The 17081-nt window shown below is 69.5% G+C and carries 17 protein-coding genes; 3 read left to right on the top strand and 14 right to left on the bottom strand.

The genetic code is table 11. The features are described 5' to 3' along the window. Window positions 1-3: 3 nt before the first annotated feature. From IE206_RS19610 to IE206_RS19600, 3 genes are read right to left on the bottom strand one after another with little or no spacing between them, the layout of a single operon-like run. A complete protein-coding gene (locus IE206_RS19610) occupies window positions 4-1467 on the bottom strand; it encodes a sensor histidine kinase (protein ID WP_189963689.1) in 1464 nt (487 codons plus the stop codon). Beyond that, window positions 1464-2159: a response regulator transcription factor gene (locus IE206_RS19605; protein ID WP_189963687.1), complete on the bottom strand. Its 696-nt coding sequence runs from the start codon at window positions 2157-2159 to the stop codon at window positions 1464-1466. The genes IE206_RS19610 and IE206_RS19605 overlap by 4 nt, the downstream gene beginning before the upstream one ends. A gap of 23 nt (window positions 2160-2182) precedes the next feature. After that, on the bottom strand, window positions 2183-2815 hold the full coding sequence (locus IE206_RS19600) for a hypothetical protein (protein WP_226599842.1): 633 nt from the start codon (window positions 2813-2815) through the stop codon (window positions 2183-2185). A 150-nt stretch (window positions 2816-2965) separates the two neighbouring features. On the opposite strand from IE206_RS19600, the gene IE206_RS19595 reads away from it, so the two are divergent. The 3 genes from IE206_RS19595 to IE206_RS19585 all read left to right on the top strand — a co-directional run bounded on the left by IE206_RS19595 (window position 2966) and on the right by IE206_RS19585 (window position 6802). Further along, the gene (locus tag IE206_RS19595) at window positions 2966-4159 is read left to right on the top strand and encodes a sensor histidine kinase (RefSeq protein ID WP_226599850.1); all 1194 of its coding nucleotides are present in this window, start codon (window positions 2966-2968) and stop codon (window positions 4157-4159) included. Continuing rightward, window positions 4156-4800 carry a response regulator gene (locus IE206_RS19590; RefSeq protein WP_189963685.1) on the top strand — a complete coding sequence of 215 codons (645 nt, stop codon included), beginning with the start codon at window positions 4156-4158 and terminating at the stop codon, window positions 4798-4800. The genes IE206_RS19595 and IE206_RS19590 overlap by 4 nt, the downstream gene beginning before the upstream one ends. Before the next feature lie 157 nt (window positions 4801-4957). Next, window positions 4958-6802, top strand: a complete 1845-nt coding sequence (locus IE206_RS19585) for a glycoside hydrolase family 18 chitinase (protein WP_189963683.1) — start codon at window positions 4958-4960, stop codon at window positions 6800-6802. Window positions 6803-7062: 260 nt separating this feature from the next. On the opposite strand, the gene IE206_RS19580 is transcribed toward IE206_RS19585, so the two are convergent. From IE206_RS19580 to IE206_RS19530, 11 genes are all read right to left on the bottom strand, one after another. After that, window positions 7063-7509, bottom strand: a complete 447-nt coding sequence (locus IE206_RS19580) for a DUF2550 domain-containing protein (protein WP_189963681.1) — start codon at window positions 7507-7509, stop codon at window positions 7063-7065. Between the two features lie 128 nt (window positions 7510-7637). After that, window positions 7638-8012 carry a F0F1 ATP synthase subunit epsilon gene (locus IE206_RS19575; RefSeq protein ID WP_053726996.1) on the bottom strand — a complete coding sequence of 125 codons (375 nt, stop codon included), beginning with the start codon at window positions 8010-8012 and terminating at the stop codon, window positions 7638-7640. Between the two features lie 121 nt (window positions 8013-8133). After that, window positions 8134-9576 carry a F0F1 ATP synthase subunit beta gene (gene atpD / locus IE206_RS19570; RefSeq protein WP_053726995.1) on the bottom strand — a complete coding sequence of 481 codons (1443 nt, stop codon included), beginning with the start codon at window positions 9574-9576 and terminating at the stop codon, window positions 8134-8136. After that, on the bottom strand, window positions 9576-10493 hold the full coding sequence (locus tag IE206_RS19565) for a F0F1 ATP synthase subunit gamma (RefSeq protein WP_189963679.1): 918 nt from the start codon (window positions 10491-10493) through the stop codon (window positions 9576-9578). The genes atpD and IE206_RS19565 overlap by 1 nt, the downstream gene beginning before the upstream one ends. Window positions 10494-10516: 23 nt before the next feature. Next, window positions 10517-12109, bottom strand: a complete 1593-nt coding sequence (gene atpA / locus IE206_RS19560) for a F0F1 ATP synthase subunit alpha (protein WP_053726993.1) — start codon at window positions 12107-12109, stop codon at window positions 10517-10519. 139 nt (window positions 12110-12248) lie between these two features. Next, window positions 12249-13064: a F0F1 ATP synthase subunit delta gene (locus IE206_RS19555; RefSeq protein ID WP_189963677.1), complete on the bottom strand. Its 816-nt coding sequence runs from the start codon at window positions 13062-13064 to the stop codon at window positions 12249-12251. Further along, window positions 13061-13597 (bottom strand): F0F1 ATP synthase subunit B, encoded by a 537-nt coding sequence (locus tag IE206_RS19550; protein ID WP_063802014.1) that lies wholly within the window; start codon window positions 13595-13597, stop codon window positions 13061-13063. Before IE206_RS19550 ends, IE206_RS19555 begins: the two co-directional genes overlap by 4 nt. Window positions 13598-13648: 51 nt before the next feature. Further along, complete coding sequence (gene atpE, locus IE206_RS19545; protein ID WP_053726990.1) at window positions 13649-13882, bottom strand: ATP synthase F0 subunit C; 234 nt, start codon at window positions 13880-13882, stop codon at window positions 13649-13651. 76 nt (window positions 13883-13958) lie between these two features. Beyond that, entirely contained in the window at window positions 13959-14783 is an 825-nt protein-coding gene (gene atpB / locus IE206_RS19540; protein WP_189963675.1) for a F0F1 ATP synthase subunit A, read from the bottom strand. Between the two features lie 225 nt (window positions 14784-15008). Further along, window positions 15009-15446 carry a Cg1360 family ATP-synthase-associated protein gene (locus IE206_RS19535; protein WP_053726988.1) on the bottom strand — a complete coding sequence of 146 codons (438 nt, stop codon included), beginning with the start codon at window positions 15444-15446 and terminating at the stop codon, window positions 15009-15011. Between the two features lie 263 nt (window positions 15447-15709). Beyond that, the gene (locus tag IE206_RS19530; protein WP_226599852.1) at window positions 15710-17038 is read right to left on the bottom strand and encodes an MraY family glycosyltransferase; all 1329 of its coding nucleotides are present in this window, start codon (window positions 17036-17038) and stop codon (window positions 15710-15712) included. Between the last annotated feature and the right edge of the window lie 43 nt (window positions 17039-17081).

The following is a 17081-nucleotide window of genomic DNA, read 5'->3' as shown; positions in this document are numbered from 1 at the left end:
AGGCTAGGAAGGCTCTTTGTGGGAACTCTGTGATCGCTCGGCGGTAACCGTCAACCAGTCCCGCCGGGCCGGAAGTTCGCCCTCCCGGGCAGGCCCCCCGGCGGGCAGCCGCACCGTGCACCGGGTGCCCGTACCGCCCGGCCCCTCGCCGAGTTGCGCGGTGCCGCCGTGCAGCGCCGCCTGCTGGGCGACCAGGGTCAGACCGAGCCCGGACCCGGTGCTCGCGGGCCCCCGGCGGAAGCGGCGGAACACCTCCTGGCGGTCGGCGGGGGCGATGCCCGGACCCCGGTCGTCCACGGTGAGCAGCACCTGGCCGCCCTCGATCCCGACGGCGACCGCGATCTCGGCCCGGCCCTCCGCATCCCGCCCATGGGCCAGCGCGTTGCCGAGCAGGTTGTCCAGCAGAATCCGGATGCCGGGCTCCCAGCCGTGCACCGGCGCGGGCCCCGCGCTGAGCGTGATCACCGCGTCCGGGGCGCGCCTGCGGGCCTCGGCGACGGCGGCGTCGGCGACCTCCGCCACGTCGAGCACCCGGAACGCGTCGGCCTCGACCAGGTCGCCGCGCCCCAGCTCGCGCAGCGCCACCAGCATGCCGAGCAGCCGCGCGTGCTCGCGGCGCAGGTCCTCGACGACCTCGGCGCGGTCGGCATCGGGGAGCCCGGGGTGGGCCAGGACGTCGAGGTTGGTGCCCATGCTCATCAGCGGGTTGCGCAGTTCGTGCGAGGCGGCCGCGGAGAAGGAACGCGCGGTGTCGAGGGCCTGCGCGGTGCGGGCGGCCTGCTCGTCGTAGCGGGCCAGAACCGTCTGGAGGGTGGCGGCCAGGTCGTCGACCTCGGCGACGCGGGTGGGCCGGTGTTCCAGACGTACCGTGGTGGTCCGGGGGTCGAGCCCGGCCGCCGCCTTGCGCAGCCTGCCCAGCGGGCGGGTCGCGCCGCTCGCGATGGCCCAGGCCAGCAGCGCGGACAGCGGGGCCGCGAGCAGCGCGGTGGTGACGACGCGGTTGCGGACCAGGGTGAGCTGGGCGCGGCTCGCGGTGTCCGGCGCGAACACCCACAGGGTGCCGGAGACCTGCGCCCCCTTGACCGGCTGCGCGTACGCCCGCCAGCTGCGGCCCCCGCCGTGGACGGTGACGGGCCCCTTCCCGGGAGCGGGCAGCGCCACCGAGGCGTCGGGCTGGGGACCGCCGCTGAACGTGCCGTCGGGTCCGATGAGCCGCACGCCGACGTCGAGCGCCGCGTTGAACAGGCGGCGCCGGCGGTTCTCCTCGGCGGTGGGCTGGTCGTTGGCCGCGGCCCTCAGCAGCGTGCGGGCGTCCTGGGCGATCGCGGTGGCCCGGGCCCGCAGGTGGCTGTCCTCCTCGCGGTGCAGATCGCGGGCGACCAGGGTGACAAGGAGCCAGCCGCAGGCCAGGACCAGGAGCGGCACGGTGATGCCGACGGCGAGGGCGATCCGGGTGGAGAGCTTCACGGCTGCTCCCGCAGGACGAAGCCGATGCCGCGCACGGTGTGGACGAGCCGGGGCGCGCCGTCCGCCTCCAGCTTGCGGCGCAGATAGCTGACGAAGGTGTCGACGGCGTCGGTGCGTACGTCGAAGTCGTACCCCCAGACGCGTTCGAGCAGTTGGTCCCGGCTGAGGACGAGGCCGGCGTTGCGGGCCAGGACTTCGAGGAGTTCGTACTCGCGCCGGGTGAGGTCGAGGGGGCGGCCGTCGCGCTCGGCGGTGCGGGCCGCCGGGTCGATGACGAGGCCGCAGGCGCGGACCACGTCGTGCGGGGCGGGCGGGCGGCGGCGCAGCAGGGCGTGCAGGCGCAGCACCAACTCCTGAAGAGCGAACGGTTTGACCAGGTAGTCGTCGCCGCCCGCCTGGAGCCCGGCGATCCGGTCGGCGGTCTCGTCCAGCGCCGACAGCATCAGGACGGGCAGGTCGTGCCCGGCCTCCCGCAGCGTCCGGCACACCTCGATGCCGCTCATGCCGGGCATGGACACGTCCAGGACGAGCACATCGGGCGGGCTCTGCCCGATCTCGGCGAGCGCGGCGCGTCCGCCAGCGGCGGTGCGGACCCGGAAGCCGTTCAGCCTGAGCCCCCGGTCGAGCGAGCGGCGCACCGCATCGTCGTCGTCGACGACCAGGACGTCCCCGGGACGGCTCGGCCCGCTCATCCGCGCTCCCTCACTTCATCCGGCTACCGCCGGGTCAGCGTACGGCCCTCGCCTGTGTGCGCCCCGGGCCTGTCCGAAGCGGGCTTCAGGAGCCGGTCGAGCACCGAGGGCTTCGCCTCGGCCTCCGCCACCTTCTTCGGGAACAGCGTGTAGCTCAGCGCGATGATCACGTTGATGCCGATCACGTACAGCATCTTCTGCTGCCACATCCGCAGCGAGTCGGTGCTGCCGTCCCCGCCGACGTACCAGATCGCGGCCTGGAGCAGGGCGATCGCGATCAGGGACGCGACGGTGAAGCGGCCCGCCGTCTTCCACTCGTACGCGGTCCTGGCGCTGCCTCCCCTGGGTGCCTTGGCGGGCCTGGGGCCGCCCGCGAAGCGGTAGGCGACCCAGGCGTCGGCGCGGGTCACCATGTGGTGGCCCATCCCGGCCGAGAAGCCGATGTAGACGGCGGCGAGGCCGTGCTTCCAGTCCGGCTGCGCGCCGTTCTTCAGGTCGACGGCGGTCACCACGAGCAGCACCACCTCCAGGAGCGGCTCGCACAGCAGCACCGCCACGCTCGTCCTTGGCATCTTGGCGAGGTAACGCAGGGCGAGACCCGCGGCCAGCAGGACCCAGAAGCCGACTTCGCAGGCGATGATCAGCGTGACGATCACGGTGGTCTCCTCTCGTACTCCTCAAGGCTCGCCCGCGTCCGGCGCCCCTTCGTCGTCGCCAGTGACGAAACGGGACTGCATCCTTCGATGTAGCGGCGGATCACCTGGTGTGGGGAGGCCCGGGGCCCGGCGGCCGTGTTGGATGGGACCGTGAAGCCGCTCTCCCGACCAGACCGCGACGACGTCCTGATCGCCGGCGCCGGGCTGCTCGGCGGGCTCGTCCTGTGGGCCGTCGGCCTGCACACCCAGGGCAACCGCCCGCTGCCCGACGCCTGGGTGCTGGTGCCGCTGGTCCTGATGGCGGGCCTGGAGCTGCTCCGCCGCACGGCACCGCAGGCAGCGCTGGTCCTCGGCACCTGTGTGCTGATGGCGGACCAGTTCACGCCGGGCAGCCTGGCGACGGTCGTGATGTTCACCGACCTCGTGTACGCGGCCGTCGTCTACGGCTCGCCCTCCGCCGCGCGCCGCATCCCGGTCACCACCGGCCTGATCACGGTCGGCGTGACGATCGGGTTCTACGCCTGGTTCCACAAGCCGCAGGCGCTGCTCCTCGGCGTGGTCACCGGCCTGATCTCGTTCGCACCCGCGACCACCGGCGTCCTTGTGCGCAACCACCGCGAGGCCGCCGACAGCGCCCGGCTGCGGGCCGAACAGACCGCGCTGCTCGCCGAGATGGACCGCAGCCAGGCCGTGGTCACCGAGCGCGCCAGGATGGCCCGCGAGCTGCACGACATGGTGGCCAACCACCTCTCGGCGATCGCCATCCACTCCACGGCCGCGCTCTCCCTCGACGATCCCGCGACGACCCGGCAGGCGCTTTCGGTGATCCGCGAGAACAGCGTGGACGGGCTCGCCGAGATGCGCCGGCTCATCGGCCTCCTTCGCGACACCAGCGGACGCGACGAGCCCACCGCGGCGCCCACCCTGGCCGGGCTCGACGCGCTGCTCGCCCAGGCGCGCACCAACGGGGCCGACAGCGGGCTCGGCTTCACGCTCGACGACCGCCGTACCGAGGACGGGCCGCTGCCCGCACCGGTGGAGCTGGCCGCGTACCGGATCGTCCAGGAGTCCCTCACCAACGCGCTCAAGCACGCGGTGCCCGGCACCGTCGAGGTCGTCCTCACGCGCCCGGACGGGCTTCTCACGGTGTGCGTCACCAGCCCGTACGGCGACCGTCCCGGCCCGCGCGCGCCGGGTTCCGGGGCCGGGCTCATCGGAATGCGCGAGCGGACGGAACTGCTCGGCGGGACCTTCGCCGCGGGGCCCGAAACGGCGGCCGACGGCACCAAGACATGGCAGGTGCGGGCCCAACTGCCCGCAGAGGAAGGGATGTTGAGCACATGACGATCCGGGTTCTGGTCGCGGAGGACCAGTCGGCGGTGCGGGCCGGGCTCGTCCTGATCCTCTCCAGCGCCCCGGACATCGAGGTGGTCGGCGAGGCCGCCGACGGCGAGCGGGCGGTCGCGCTCGCCCGCGAACTGCGCCCCGACCTGGTCCTGATGGACGTGCAGATGCCGAAGCTGGACGGGGTCTCGGCGACCGCCGCCGTGACCGGCGAGCAGCTCGCCGACGTCCTGGTCCTGACCACCTTCGACCTCGACGAGTACGTCTTCGGGGCGCTGCGCGCGGGCGCTTCGGGCTTCCTGCTCAAGAACACGGACGCGAAGGACCTGATCGAGGCGGTGCGGACGGTGGCGCGCGGCGAGGGGCTGATCGCCCCGGCCGTGACCCGCCGCCTCATCGCGGAGTTCGCCGCGGCCCCGCGCCAGGTCGCCCCACCGCGTCCCGCCGCGCTCGACAGCCTGACCCGCCGCGAGGGCGAGGTCCTTTCGTGCCTGGGCCGGGGCCTGTCCAACGCGGAGATCGCGGTGCGCCTGGACATGGCGGAGGCGACGGTGAAGACGCACGTCAGCAGGCTCCTTGGCAAGCTGGGGCTGCGCAGCAGGGTCCAAGCGGCGGTACTGGCACAGGAGTTGAGCCTCTAGAGCGGGATGGGCTGTCGGAGGTCTGGACCTCTTGACGGTTGGTACAGACCTTTCTACGCTCACCGCACACTGCTGGTGGGCGTGCCGTCACTGAGGCGCACCCATCGGACGGAGCAGGGTCCCACCCCCACCACCGTCGCACCATTCGGGAGCAGCCTTGAGAACCGCACGTCATCTCCGAACGCGCTTCAGATCAAGAGCCGCAGCGGCCCTGACCGCACTCGCCCTCCCCCTGGCCGCACTCGTGGGCCTCGCCTCCCCCGCCGAGGCCGCCACCTCGGCGACCGCCACGTACGCCAAGTCCTCGGACTGGGGTACCGGATTCGGGGCCGGCTGGACCATCAAGAACACCGGCACCACCGCGCTGAGTTCCTGGACCGTGGAGTGGGACTACCCCTCGGGTACGTCCGTGACCTCGGCCTGGGACGCGGACGTCACCAGTTCCGGCACCCACTGGACCGCCAAGAACAAGTCCTACAACGGCACCCTCGCCCCCGGCGCCAGCGTGAGCTTCGGCTTCAACGGCGCGGGCCCCGGCTCGCCCTCGGGCTGCAAGCTCAACGGCGCCTCCTGCGACGGGGGTTCGACCCCGGGCGACAACCCGCCGTCCGCCCCCGGCACCCCGACCGCGAGCAACGTCACCGACACCGGCGTGACACTGTCCTGGTCGGCCGCGACCGACGACAAGGGCGTCAAGAACTACGACGTCTACCGGGGCTCGGCCAAGATCGCGACCGTCACCGGCACGACGTACACGGACACGGGCCTCACCGCCGGGACCACCTACACCTACAGCGTGACCGCGCGCGACACCGCCGACCAGACCGGCCCGTCCTCGGGCTCGGTCACCGTGACGACCACCGGGGGCGGCGGCAACCCGAACCCGGGCTCCACGGTCAAGCTCGGCTACTTCACCGACTGGGGCATCTACCAGCGCAACTACCAGGTGAAGAACATCGTCACCTCGGGCTCGGCGAGCAAGCTGACCCACATCAACTACGCGTTCGGCAACGTCACCAACGGCGCCTGCGCCATCGGTGACGCCTACGCCGACTACCAGAAGACGTACGACGCGTCCTCCAGCGTGGACGGCACCGCCGACACCTGGGACCAGCCGGTCGCGGGCAACATCAACCAGCTCCGTGAGCTGAAGAAGAAGTACCCGAACATCAAGATCCTCTGGTCGTTCGGCGGCTGGACCTGGTCCGGCGGCTTCGGCGCGGCCGCGGCCAACCCGACGGCGTTCGCGAACTCCTGCTACTCCCTGGTCAAGGACCCGCGCTGGGCCGATGTCTTCGACGGCATCGACATCGACTGGGAGTACCCGAACGCCTGCGGTCTGTCCTGCGACACCAGCGGGCCGGCCGCCCTGAAGAATCTGCTGGCAGCGCTGCGTGCGAAGTTCGGCGGCTCGGCGCTGGTCACCGCCGCCGTCACCGCCGACGGCTCGGCGGGAGGCAAGATGGACGCGGCCGACTACGGGGGCGCGGCGAGCTACGTCGACTGGTACAACGTGATGACGTACGACTTCTTCGGCGCGTGGGACGCCCAGGGCCCCACGGCTCCGCACTCCCCGCTCACCTCGTACAACGGCATCCCGATCGCGGGCTTCAACACGGACGCGGCGATCCAGAAGTACAAGTCGAAGGGCGTCCCGGCGAGCAAACTCAACCTGGGCATCGGCTTCTACGGCCGGGGCTGGACGGGCGTGACGCAGGACGCCCCGGGCGGCACGGCGACGGGCCCGGCCCCCGGCACGTACGAGCAGGGCATCGAGGACTACAAGGTCCTCAAGACCGCCTGCCCGGTGACGGGCACGATCGCGGGCACGGCGTACGCCCACTGCGGGTCCAACTGGTGGAGCTACGACACGCCGTCGACGATCACCGGAAAGATGGGGTACGTGAAGAACCAGGGGTTGAGGGGGGCGTTCTTCTGGGAGTTCAGCGGGGACACGTCGAACGGTGAGCTGCTCTCGGCGATCGACAGCGGCCTCAGGTAGCCCGGGCCGCCCCAGGAACCCCGGAGGCGGGCCCGTCCCCCACCACCGGGGTTTCCGGGCTTTTGACCGCGGACCGTGCGTGGCTGGGCGCGCAGTTCCCCGCGCCCCTTGGCAGCACTGGTGCTGGCCGGCACCGGCATCTTCAGCCCGTCCGACGATTACGGACGTCAGCCCACTCCCAGCCCGTCCGGCGTTTGAGGACGAGCGCCCTTCAGGCGCGATACGGGGTCTGGGGCGGAATCCCAGGAATGGGGAAAGGGCTAGGCCACGTTCACCCGCTGGCCCGGCGGCGCCGCCTCCAGCCACGCCAGGAACCCCGTCAGCGCATCCTCGGACATCGCCAGCTCAAGCCGCGTGCCCCGGTGCGTACAGCCCAGGATGATCGCGTCGGACAGCAGGGCCAGCTCTTCCTCGCCCTCCGGCAGGCGCCGGGCCACGACATCGATGGCCGACCGCTCAAGAATGCGCCGCGGCCGAGGCGCATAGGAAAAGACCCGGAACCACTCGATCCGGTCACCGTTGTAGCGGGCCACCCCGTACACCCAGCCCTTGCCGCTGGTGTCCGGCGTCTCCGGAAGACCCCAGCGCAGACTGCAGTCGAACGTGCCGCCCGAGCGCTGGATCAGCCGCCGGCGCAGACCGAAGACGAAGAGTCCCAGCAGTACCAGCGCGACGACCAGGCCACACACAAGCAGAGCGAGAGTCATCTACACCGACCTCCTCGCTCAACCAGTAATCCAGCAACGGAAAAATCTGCCTGCATCGCCTCAGCCGCGACCGGCTCCGGAAAATTCCGGACCGAGCCGCGGCTGAGGGAAAATCTCCGGCGGGGGTGCTAGCGCACCGCCACCGCGCGCAGTCGTACATCGGCGCGCCGCTCGGCGGCGGCGTCCGACTCCGACTTCGCGCTCTCCAGCGCGCGCTCGGCACGCTGGACATCGATCTCGTCCGCCAGCTCGGCGATCTCCGCCAGCAGCGAAAGCTTGTTGTCGGCGAAGGAGATGAATCCACCGTGCACCGCCGCGACGACGGTGCCGCCCTCGCTCGTACGGATCATCACCGGGCCCGACTCCAGCACACCAAGGAGCGGCTGGTGACCGGGCATGACGCCGATGTCGCCGGACGTGGTGCGCGCGACGACCAGGGTGGCCTCGCCGGACCAGACACTGCGGTCCGCGGCGACGAGCTCGACGTGCAGCTCAGTAGCCATGGTTGGCTCCTCGGGTCACCACCCGGCGGAACGGCCGGGTGTTGGGACAATTCTAGTCAGTTCTTGAGTGGCGATACGCAGAGGGGCGGGACACACCCGCCCCTCCACGCGGTCGGGCGCGTCAGGAGACGCCCAGCTCCTTGGCGTTGGCCTTGAGGTCTTCCAGGCCACCGCACATGAAGAACGCCTGCTCGGGGAAGTGGTCGTACTCGCCGTCGCAGATCTGGTTGAACGCCGTGATCGACTCGTCCAGCGGGACGTCCGAACCGTCGACGCCGGTGAACTGCTTGGCGACGTGCGTGTTCTGCGACAGGAAGCGCTCCACGCGGCGGGCGCGGTGCACGACCAGCTTGTCCTCTTCGCCGAGCTCGTCGATGCCGAGGATGGCGATGATGTCCTGGAGGTCCTTGTACTTCTGCAGGATCGTCTTGACGCGCATGGCGGCGTCGTAGTGCTCCTGCGCGATGTAGCGCGGGTCCAGGATCCGGGACGTGGAGTCCAGCGGGTCCACGGCCGGGTAGATGCCCTTCTCGGAGATCGGACGGGAGAGAACCGTCGTCGCATCCAGGTGGGCGAAGGTGGTGGCCGGGGCCGGGTCGGTCAGGTCGTCCGCGGGGACGTAGATCGCCTGCATCGAGGTGATCGAGTGACCACGGGTCGAGGTGATGCGCTCCTGGAGGAGACCCATCTCGTCGGCCAGGTTCGGCTGGTAACCCACCGCGGAGGGCATACGGCCGAGCAGGGTCGACACCTCGGAACCCGCCTGGGTGTACCGGAAGATGTTGTCGATGAAGAAGAGGACGTCCTGCTTCTGGACGTCACGGAAGTACTCCGCCATCGTCAGACCGGCCAGGGCGACCCGAAGACGCGTGCCCGGCGGCTCGTCCATCTGACCGAAGACCAGGGCGGTCTTGTCGATGACGCCCGAGTCCTGCATCTCCTCGATGAGGTCGTTGCCCTCACGGGTGCGCTCGCCGACACCGGCGAACACCGACACACCGTCGTGGTTGTTGGCCACGCGGTAGATCATTTCCTGGATGAGGACGGTCTTGCCGACACCGGCACCACCGAACAGGCCGATCTTTCCACCCTTGACGTACGGGGTGAGAAGGTCGATGACCTTGACGCCGGTCTCGAACATCTCGGTCTTGGACTCGAGCTGGTCGAAGTTGGGCGCCTTGCGGTGGATCGGCCAGCGCTCGCCGATGTTGGCGTTCTCCTCGGGCTTGTTCAGCACCTCACCGAGGGTGTTGAACACCTTGCCCTTGGTGAAGTCGCCGACCGGCACCGTGATGCCGTCGCCCGTGTCGGTCACCGGGGCCTGGCGGACCAGACCGTCGGTGGGCTGCATCGAGATCGCGCGGACGATGCCGTCACCCAGGTGCTGGGCGACTTCGAGCGTCAGCGTCTTGAGCTTGCCGTCCTCGGCCGGGTCGGCCACCTGGACGTGCAGCGCGTTGTAGATGTCCGGCATCGCGTCGACGGGGAACTCCACGTCGACGACCGGGCCGATGACCCGGGCGACGCGGCCCGTGGCAACGGCCGTCTCAACAGTGGTCGTCATTACTCGTCACTCCCCGCGGTCGCGTCGGCCAGCGCACTGGAGCCACCGACGATCTCGCTGATTTCCTGGGTGATTTCGGCCTGGCGGGCCGCGTTGGCAAGCCGGGAGAGGCTCTTGATGAGCTCCCCGGCGTTGTCGGTGGCCGACTTCATCGCGCGGCGGCGGGCGGCGTGCTCGGAAGCAGCCGACTGCAGCAGCGCGTTGTAGATGCGGCTTTCGACGTAGCGCGGCAGCAGGGCGTCGAGGACGTCCTCCGCCGACGGCTCGAAGTCGAAGAGCGGCAGGATCTGGTCCTTGCCACCCGTCTCCTCCTGAGCCTTCTCCAGCGACAGCGGCAGCATCCGGTCGTCGACCGGCGTCTGCGTCATCATCGACACGAACTCCGTGAAGACGATGTGCAGTTCGTCCGCGCCGCCCTCGGCCGTCTCCGTCTGGATGGCCTCGATCAGCGGCGCGGCGACCTGCTTGGCGTCCGCGTAGGTGGGGCTGTCGGTGAAGCCCGTCCACGAATCCGAGACCTTGCGCTCACGGAATCCGTAGTAGGCGACACCCTTGCGGCCGACGATGTACGTGTCGACCTCCTTGCCCTCGCCGCGCAGCCGCTCCGAGAGCCGCTCCGCCGCCTTGATGGCGTTGGAGGAGTAGCCGCCGGCCAGACCGCGGTCGCTCGTGATGAGCAGGACCGCGGCGCGGGCCGGGGCCTCGGCCTCGGTGGTGAGCGGGTGCTTGGTGGTGGAGCCGGTCGCCACCGCGGTCACCGCACGGGTGAGCTCGGTCGCGTACGGCGTGGAGGCCGCCACCTGGCGCTGCGCCTTGACGATGCGCGAGGCGGCGATCATCTCCATCGCCTTGGTGATCTTCTTGGTCGCGGTGACGGATCGGATGCGACGCTTGTAGACCCGGAGCTGCGCTCCCATGAGTCAGGTCCCTTCCGTCGTCGTCACTTGCTGGTGCTGACCGGCGTGTCGTCGCCGAGGAGCTTGCCGTCCGAGGTCTCGAACTGACGCTTGAAGCCGGCGATGGCGTCAGCCACCGACTGCAGGGTGTCGTCCGACATCTTCGCGCCCTCGGCGATCGAGGTGAGGAGCTCCTTGCGCTCGCGGCGCAGGTACTCGAGCAGCTCGGCCTCGAAGCGGCGGATGTCCTCGACCGGGACGTCGTCCATCTTGCCGGTGGTGCCGGCCCAGATGGAGACGACCTGCTCCTCGACCGGGAACGGCGAGTACTGCGGCTGCTTCAGCAGCTCGACCATGCGCTTGCCGCGCTCAAGGGAGGCCTTGGAAGCGGCGTCCAGGTCGGAACCGAAGGCGGCGAACGCCTCCAGCTCGCGGTACTGGGCGAGGTCGACACGCAGTCGGCCGGACACCTGGCGCATGGCCTTGTGCTGCGCGGAACCACCGACTCGGGAGACGGAGATACCGACGTTCAGCGCGGGGCGCTGACCGGCGTTGAACAGGTCCGACTCCAGGAAGCACTGGCCGTCGGTGATGGAGATGACGTTGGTCGGGATGAACGCCGACACGTCGTTCGCCTTGGTCTCGACGATCGGCAGACCCGTCATCGAACCGGCGCCCATGTCGTCCGACAGCTTCGCGCAGCGCTCGAGCAGACGCGAGTGCAGGTAGAAGACGTCACCCGGGTAGGCCTCGCGGCCCGGCGGGCGGCGCAGGAGCAGCGACACGGCGCGGTAGGCGTCGGCCTGCTTCGACAGGTCGTCGAAGATGATGAGGACGTGCTTGCCGTCGTACATCCAGTGCTGGCCGATGGCCGAACCGGTGTACGGGGCAAGGTACTTGAAGCCGGCCGGGTCGGACGCGGGCGCGGCGACGATCGTCGTGTACTCCAGCGCGCCGGCCTCTTCCAGGGCGCCACGCACGGAGGCGATGGTCGAGCCCTTCTGGCCGATGGCGACGTAGATGCAGCGGACCTGCTTCTTCGGGTCGCCCGAGCGCCAGTTGTCGCGCTGGTTGATGATCGTGTCGACGGCCAGAGCGGTCTTGCCGGTCTGACGGTCACCAATGATCAGCTGACGCTGGCCACGGCCGATCGGCACCATCGCGTCGACGGCCTTGTAACCGGTCGCCATCGGCTCGTGCACCGACTTACGGACCATGACGCCCGGAGCCTGCAGCTCCAGGGCGCGGCGGCCGTCGGTCTCGATCTCGCCGAGGCCGTCGATCGGGTTGCCGAGCGGGTCGACGACGCGGCCGAGGTAGCCCTCGCCGACGCCGACCGAGAGCACCTCACCGGTGCGCTGCACCGGCTGGCCCTCTTCGATTCCGCTGAACTCGCCGAGGACGATCGCACCGATCTCGCGCTCCTCGAGGTTGAGGGCGAGACCAAGGGTTCCGTCCTCGAACCGCAGCAGCTCGTTCGCCATGGCCGAGGGAAGACCCTCGACCTTCGCGATGCCGTCGCCGGCAACGCTGACCGTACCGACCTCCTCGCGCGAGGCCGCGTCCGGCTGGTACGACTGGACAAAGGTCTCCAGCGCGTCCCGGATCTCCTCCGGCCGGATCGTGAGCTCCGCCATCTGGGTTCCCTGCTCTCCTTGTTGGGCCCGAAGTTTCTAAGGGGGTCTGGGGGCCGACCCCCAGGAATCTTCTGCAATTTCTGCACGGCCCAACCGGGCCGCTGGTGTTGCTAATTCAGTTGCTGTGCCGACCGTGAGGTCAGCGCGCCAGCCGCCGGTTCGCCTCTTCGAGGCGCTCCGCGATGGTGCCTTCGATGACCTCGTCGCCGACACGCACCGAGATCCCGCCGAGGACCTCGGGGTCCACGTCGAGGTTCAGGTGCATCCGGCGGCCGTAGATCTTCGCCAGAGCCGCGCCGAGGCGCTGCTTCTGGACGTCGGTCAGCGGAACCGCCGAGGTGACGACGGCGACCATCCGGTCCCGGCGGTGCGCGGCGAGCTTGGAGAGGGACTCGAGTCCCGCTTCCAGGCTACGTCCACGCGGCCGGGTCACAAGACGGCCGATCAGACGCTCGGTGACCGGGTTCGCCCTGCCGCCGAGCAGGCTGCGCAGCAGCTCGCTCTTGGCCGCGACCGTGGCGGTGCGGCTGGTGAGCGCGGAGCGCAGCTCGGTGCTGGAGGTGACGATGCGGCCGAACCGGAACAGCTCGTCCTCGACGTCGTCCAGCGCGCCCGACTGCTGCGCGGCGGTGAGGTCGGCGGTGGCCGCCAGTTCTTCCAGCGAGTCCACCAGGTCACGGGACTGCGACCAGCGGGAGCGGACCATGCCGCCCACCAGGTCGACGGTCTCGCCGCCCACCTGGCCGCCGAGCAGACGCCCGGCCAGCTCGGCCCTGGCCTCGCCGGCCTGCGCCGGGTCGGTCAGGACCCGACGCAGCGAGACCTCGCGGTCGAGCAGCGTGGTGACGGCGGCCAGCTCGTCGCCGAGCTTCGCCGCGTCGACGGACGTGTTGTCCATCAAGGCGTCGAGACGCTCGCGTGCGGCGGCCAGTGCCTCGCGGCTCGCGCCGTTCATCGGACGGCCTCGGCCTTCTCCTCGAGCTCGCCGAGGAAACGGTCGATGGTGCGGCTCTGGCGGGCGTGGTCCTCGAGGGACTCGCCGACCAGCTTGCCGGCCAGGTCGGTCGCCAGCTTGCCCACGTCCTGACGGAGCGAGTGCGCGGCGGCCTTGCGGTCGGCCTCGATCTGGGCGTGGCCGGCAGCGATGATCTCCTCACGCTGCCGCTGGCCTTCCGCCCTCATCTCCTGGATGAGCGCGGTGCCCTGCTCGGTCGCCTCCTGGCGCAGGCGCGCAGCCTCGTGGCGGGCCTCGGCGAGCTGCGCCTTGTACTGCTCAAGGACGCTCTGGGCCTCGGTCTGAGCGGCCTCGGCCTTCTCCATCCCGCCTTCGATGGCCTCGCGACGCTCGTCCAGAACCTTGTTGATGTTCGGGAGGAGCTTCTTGGCGAGGAAGCCGAAGACGATGACGAAGGCGATGAGGCCGATGACGAGCTCAGGCCACGGCGGAACGAGGGGGTTTTCCTTGCCCTCGGCCGCCAGCTGAACCATGGTGAGGTTCACATCAGTGCCTTTCGTCGGTCGGTCTGGTCGTGGTTCGTCTTAGTAGACGAACGGCATGACGAGGCCGATCAGGGCCAGCGCCTCACAGAACGCGAAACCGAGGATCTGGTTGGCGCGGATCAGGCCGGCCGCTTCGGGCTGACGGGCAAGAGCCTGCGTGCCGTTACCGAAGATGATGCCGACGCCGACGCCGGGGCCGATCGCGGCGAGGCCGTACCCGATGGAGCTGAGCGAGCCGGTGACGCCATCGGAGGCAGCGAGGATCTGGGACATGCCAGTTCTTCCTTCTCTTTCACGGACCGGTGGGGGTTGGCCACCGGACGACTGGGGGTATGGAGGGGGCGGACGGTCAGTGGTGCTCGGCGACGGCGCCCTGGATGAAGACGCAGGCCAGCAGCACGAACACGTATGCCTGGACGGCCTGGATGAAGAGCTCGAACGCGGTCATCACGACGACCATCACGAAGGAGACGCCGGAGTACGCGATGCCGATGCCGTTGAGCATGTACCAGCTGGCGATCGTGAACAGCAGCAGCAGGGTGTGACCGGCGAACATGTTCGCGAAGAGTCGCACCGCGTGCGTGAAGGGGCGGACCAGCACGTTCGAGAAGAACTCGATGACCATGACCAGCGGCAGCACGCCGCCCAGGGTCTTGTCATAGCCGGTCAGGTTCTTGAAGCCGCCGACGAAGCCGTGACGCTTGAACGTGAGCGTCATCCAGATCACGTAGACGATCGCGGCGAGCACCGCGGGGTACGCGATGATCGACGTCACCGGGAACTGGGCGACGGGGACGATCGACCAGAGGTTCATCATCCAGACGAAGAAGAAGATCGAGACCATGAGGGGGACCCACTTCTCGCCCTCCTTCTTGCCGATCGTCTCGTAGACGATGCCGCGGCGTACGAAGTCGTAGCCGGCCTCGGCGACCATCTGGAACTTGCCGGGAACAAGCTTCGGCTTGCGGAAGGCGGCCCAGAAGAAGCCGACGATGATCAGCGAGCCCAGCAGGGCCAGCAGCATCGGCTTGTTGAAGTACACCCCGTCGGTGTCGCCCCAGAGCGGCTCGAAGAGGAACGAGTGCAGGCCGGGACCCTCGAAGCCACAGCCGTTCGACTGGAAGATGTGGCAGCTCGGATCGAAGGCGAGCACCTGCGTCGGGTCAGCACTCACCGCGGGCTCCTTCAGCGTGGCGCATAGGTACGGCAACCTCGTTGTGTCGGCGCGGCGCGCAGCCGCGGTTCGGCACTGGACTGGTGTTTCGGATGATGGGGCGGCGGTCGGGCATCAAGCCTCGCGAATGAGCAGGCGTCAGCTCAGATGCCCGCGCCCGCAGTGCCGCAGTTGGCACCGGACGATAGCAGGGTCCTGAACTCGCATTTATTCCGGCCCTACCGTTCACGACGACGGCCCCGTCTTTTCGGGCTTGTTGCCCTCAGCGGTATCCGGTTCGACGTAAAGGATCTTCGCCTTCATGTGCGCACGCGCCTGCGCGCCGATCCAGACGAGGGTCAGCGCGACGAGGGTTGCGGCGAAGCACTTCGGGTTGAACAGCGTCGTGTTCTTGAAGACCGCGACGAAGATGAAGAGCAGGAGCAACTGCGCGGTGTACAGCATCAGCCCCATGGCCTGGAACAGATGCGGAAGCGATTTGGCAGTGCGTTCCAGGACGACGAGTCCGATGCCCATGAAGAGGATCACGACCAGCGTCGCGACGATGGCACCCACCGCCCCCTTGCCGCCCGCGACCACACCGCTGATCACGGCGGCAACAGCGCCCGCGGCAGCGGTGGGTAGGGCGGTCTGGAGAAGAGTGCGTGCGTCGTTGGACGGCATGGCGGCAGCTCCGCTTGCTGGTGGGGGCAAAGTGGTGTCGTCATGGACGAGCGTAAGCCCGGGCCGAGTTGGTCCCTCGGGCCAACGGACCGTCGCACTACGGTCCTTCGGCTCTGTCGCCGGGTCTCGTGAACCGTATCACAAACTATTTGATGAGGTCTTTACCATGGAAGTGTGCTGCCCATCACACTTGAGAGTGGCGCTGCGCGTTTGTGCGCAACAGGCGGCGAGATGTCTGGTATTGGCGTCGACGCGGCAATTCGTCAGCGCGACGCACCGGTCTTCCGTCGGTCGGGGAAACGCGAACGGGGGCCGATCGCGGTCGCCCCGTTGACGCCGGAGACCCCGGCGGCCACAGGAGTGCGCTCGCCGCGCACCTCGTCGTCCTCCTCGGAGGCCAGCGAGTGCACCGTCTCCGGCTCGCTCCGCGCGTGCCGGTAGCGCGGCGGCACGAACCGCTCGGCCCACTGCGGGGCGCGCGGCGCGAACCGCGGCAGCAGCAACAGGACGAGCCCGACCGCGCTCAGCGCGACGATCACCAGCACGATCCACATCGACGCCGAGTGCACCGAGTAGGCGACCGCGCCGAACGCGATGAGCGCCGACCAGAAGTACATGATCAGCACGGCCCGGCTGTGCGAGTGCCCGATCTCCAGGAGCCGGTGGTGCAGGTGCCCGCGGTCCGCGGCGAACGGCGACTGCCCGTTCCAGGTCCTGCGGACGATCGCGAGGACGAGGTCGGCCATCGGGATCGCGATGATCGACAGCGGCATGAGCAGCGGGATGAAGACCGGCAGCATCGCGTGCGTGGCATCGCGGGTGCCGCCGAAGTTGAGCTTCATCGCGTCCGGGTCGACCTGGCCCGTGATGGAGATCGCGCCCGCCGCGAGCACCAGGCCGATCAGCATCGAGCCCGAGTCGCCCATGAAGATCCTGGCCGGGTGCATGTTGTGCGGCAGGAAACCCAGGCACATGCCCATGAGGACGGCGGCGAACAGGGTGGCGGGGGCGGCCGCCTCGATTCCGTACCCGTACCAGAGCCGGTAGGCGTACATGAAGAACGCCGCGGAGGCGATGCACACCATGCCGGCGGCCAGGCCGTCGAGGCCGTCCACGAAGTTCACCGCGTTGATGGTGATCACGACGAGCGCGACCGTGAGCAGGGTGCCCTGCCAGGAGGTCAGCGAGACCGAGCCGATGCCGGGGATGGGCAGCCACAGAATGGTCAGACCCTGCATGACCATGACGCCCGCAGCGATCATCTGGCCGCCGAGCTTGATCAGGGCGTCGATCTCGAACTTGTCGTCCAGGACACCGATCAGCCAGATCAGCGCGGCGCCGGAGAGCAGCGCCCGGGGTTCGTTGGACTGGAAGACCGGATTGAGGCCGTCGAGGTGGTCGGCCACCAGCAGGCCCGCGCACAGGCCGCCGAACATGGCGATGCCGCCGAGCCTCGGCGTCGGTTCCCGGTGCACGTCACGCGCGCGGATCTCCGGCATCGCACCGACGGCGATGGCGAACTTCCGCACCGGCCCGGTGAGCAGGTAGGTCACCGCGGCCGTGACGCAGAGCGTCAGCAGGTATTCACGCACGGGCTGCCCCAGAGGTATCGCTGGCCATCTCAGCCCCACACCC

The organism is Streptomyces violascens, from assembly GCF_014649955.1.
GTDB classification, from domain to species: Bacteria; Actinomycetota; Actinomycetes; order Streptomycetales; family Streptomycetaceae; genus Streptomyces; species Streptomyces violascens.
The sequence above is the reverse complement of the archived record's forward strand: the minus strand, read 5'-3'. Positions and strand labels throughout refer to the sequence as shown.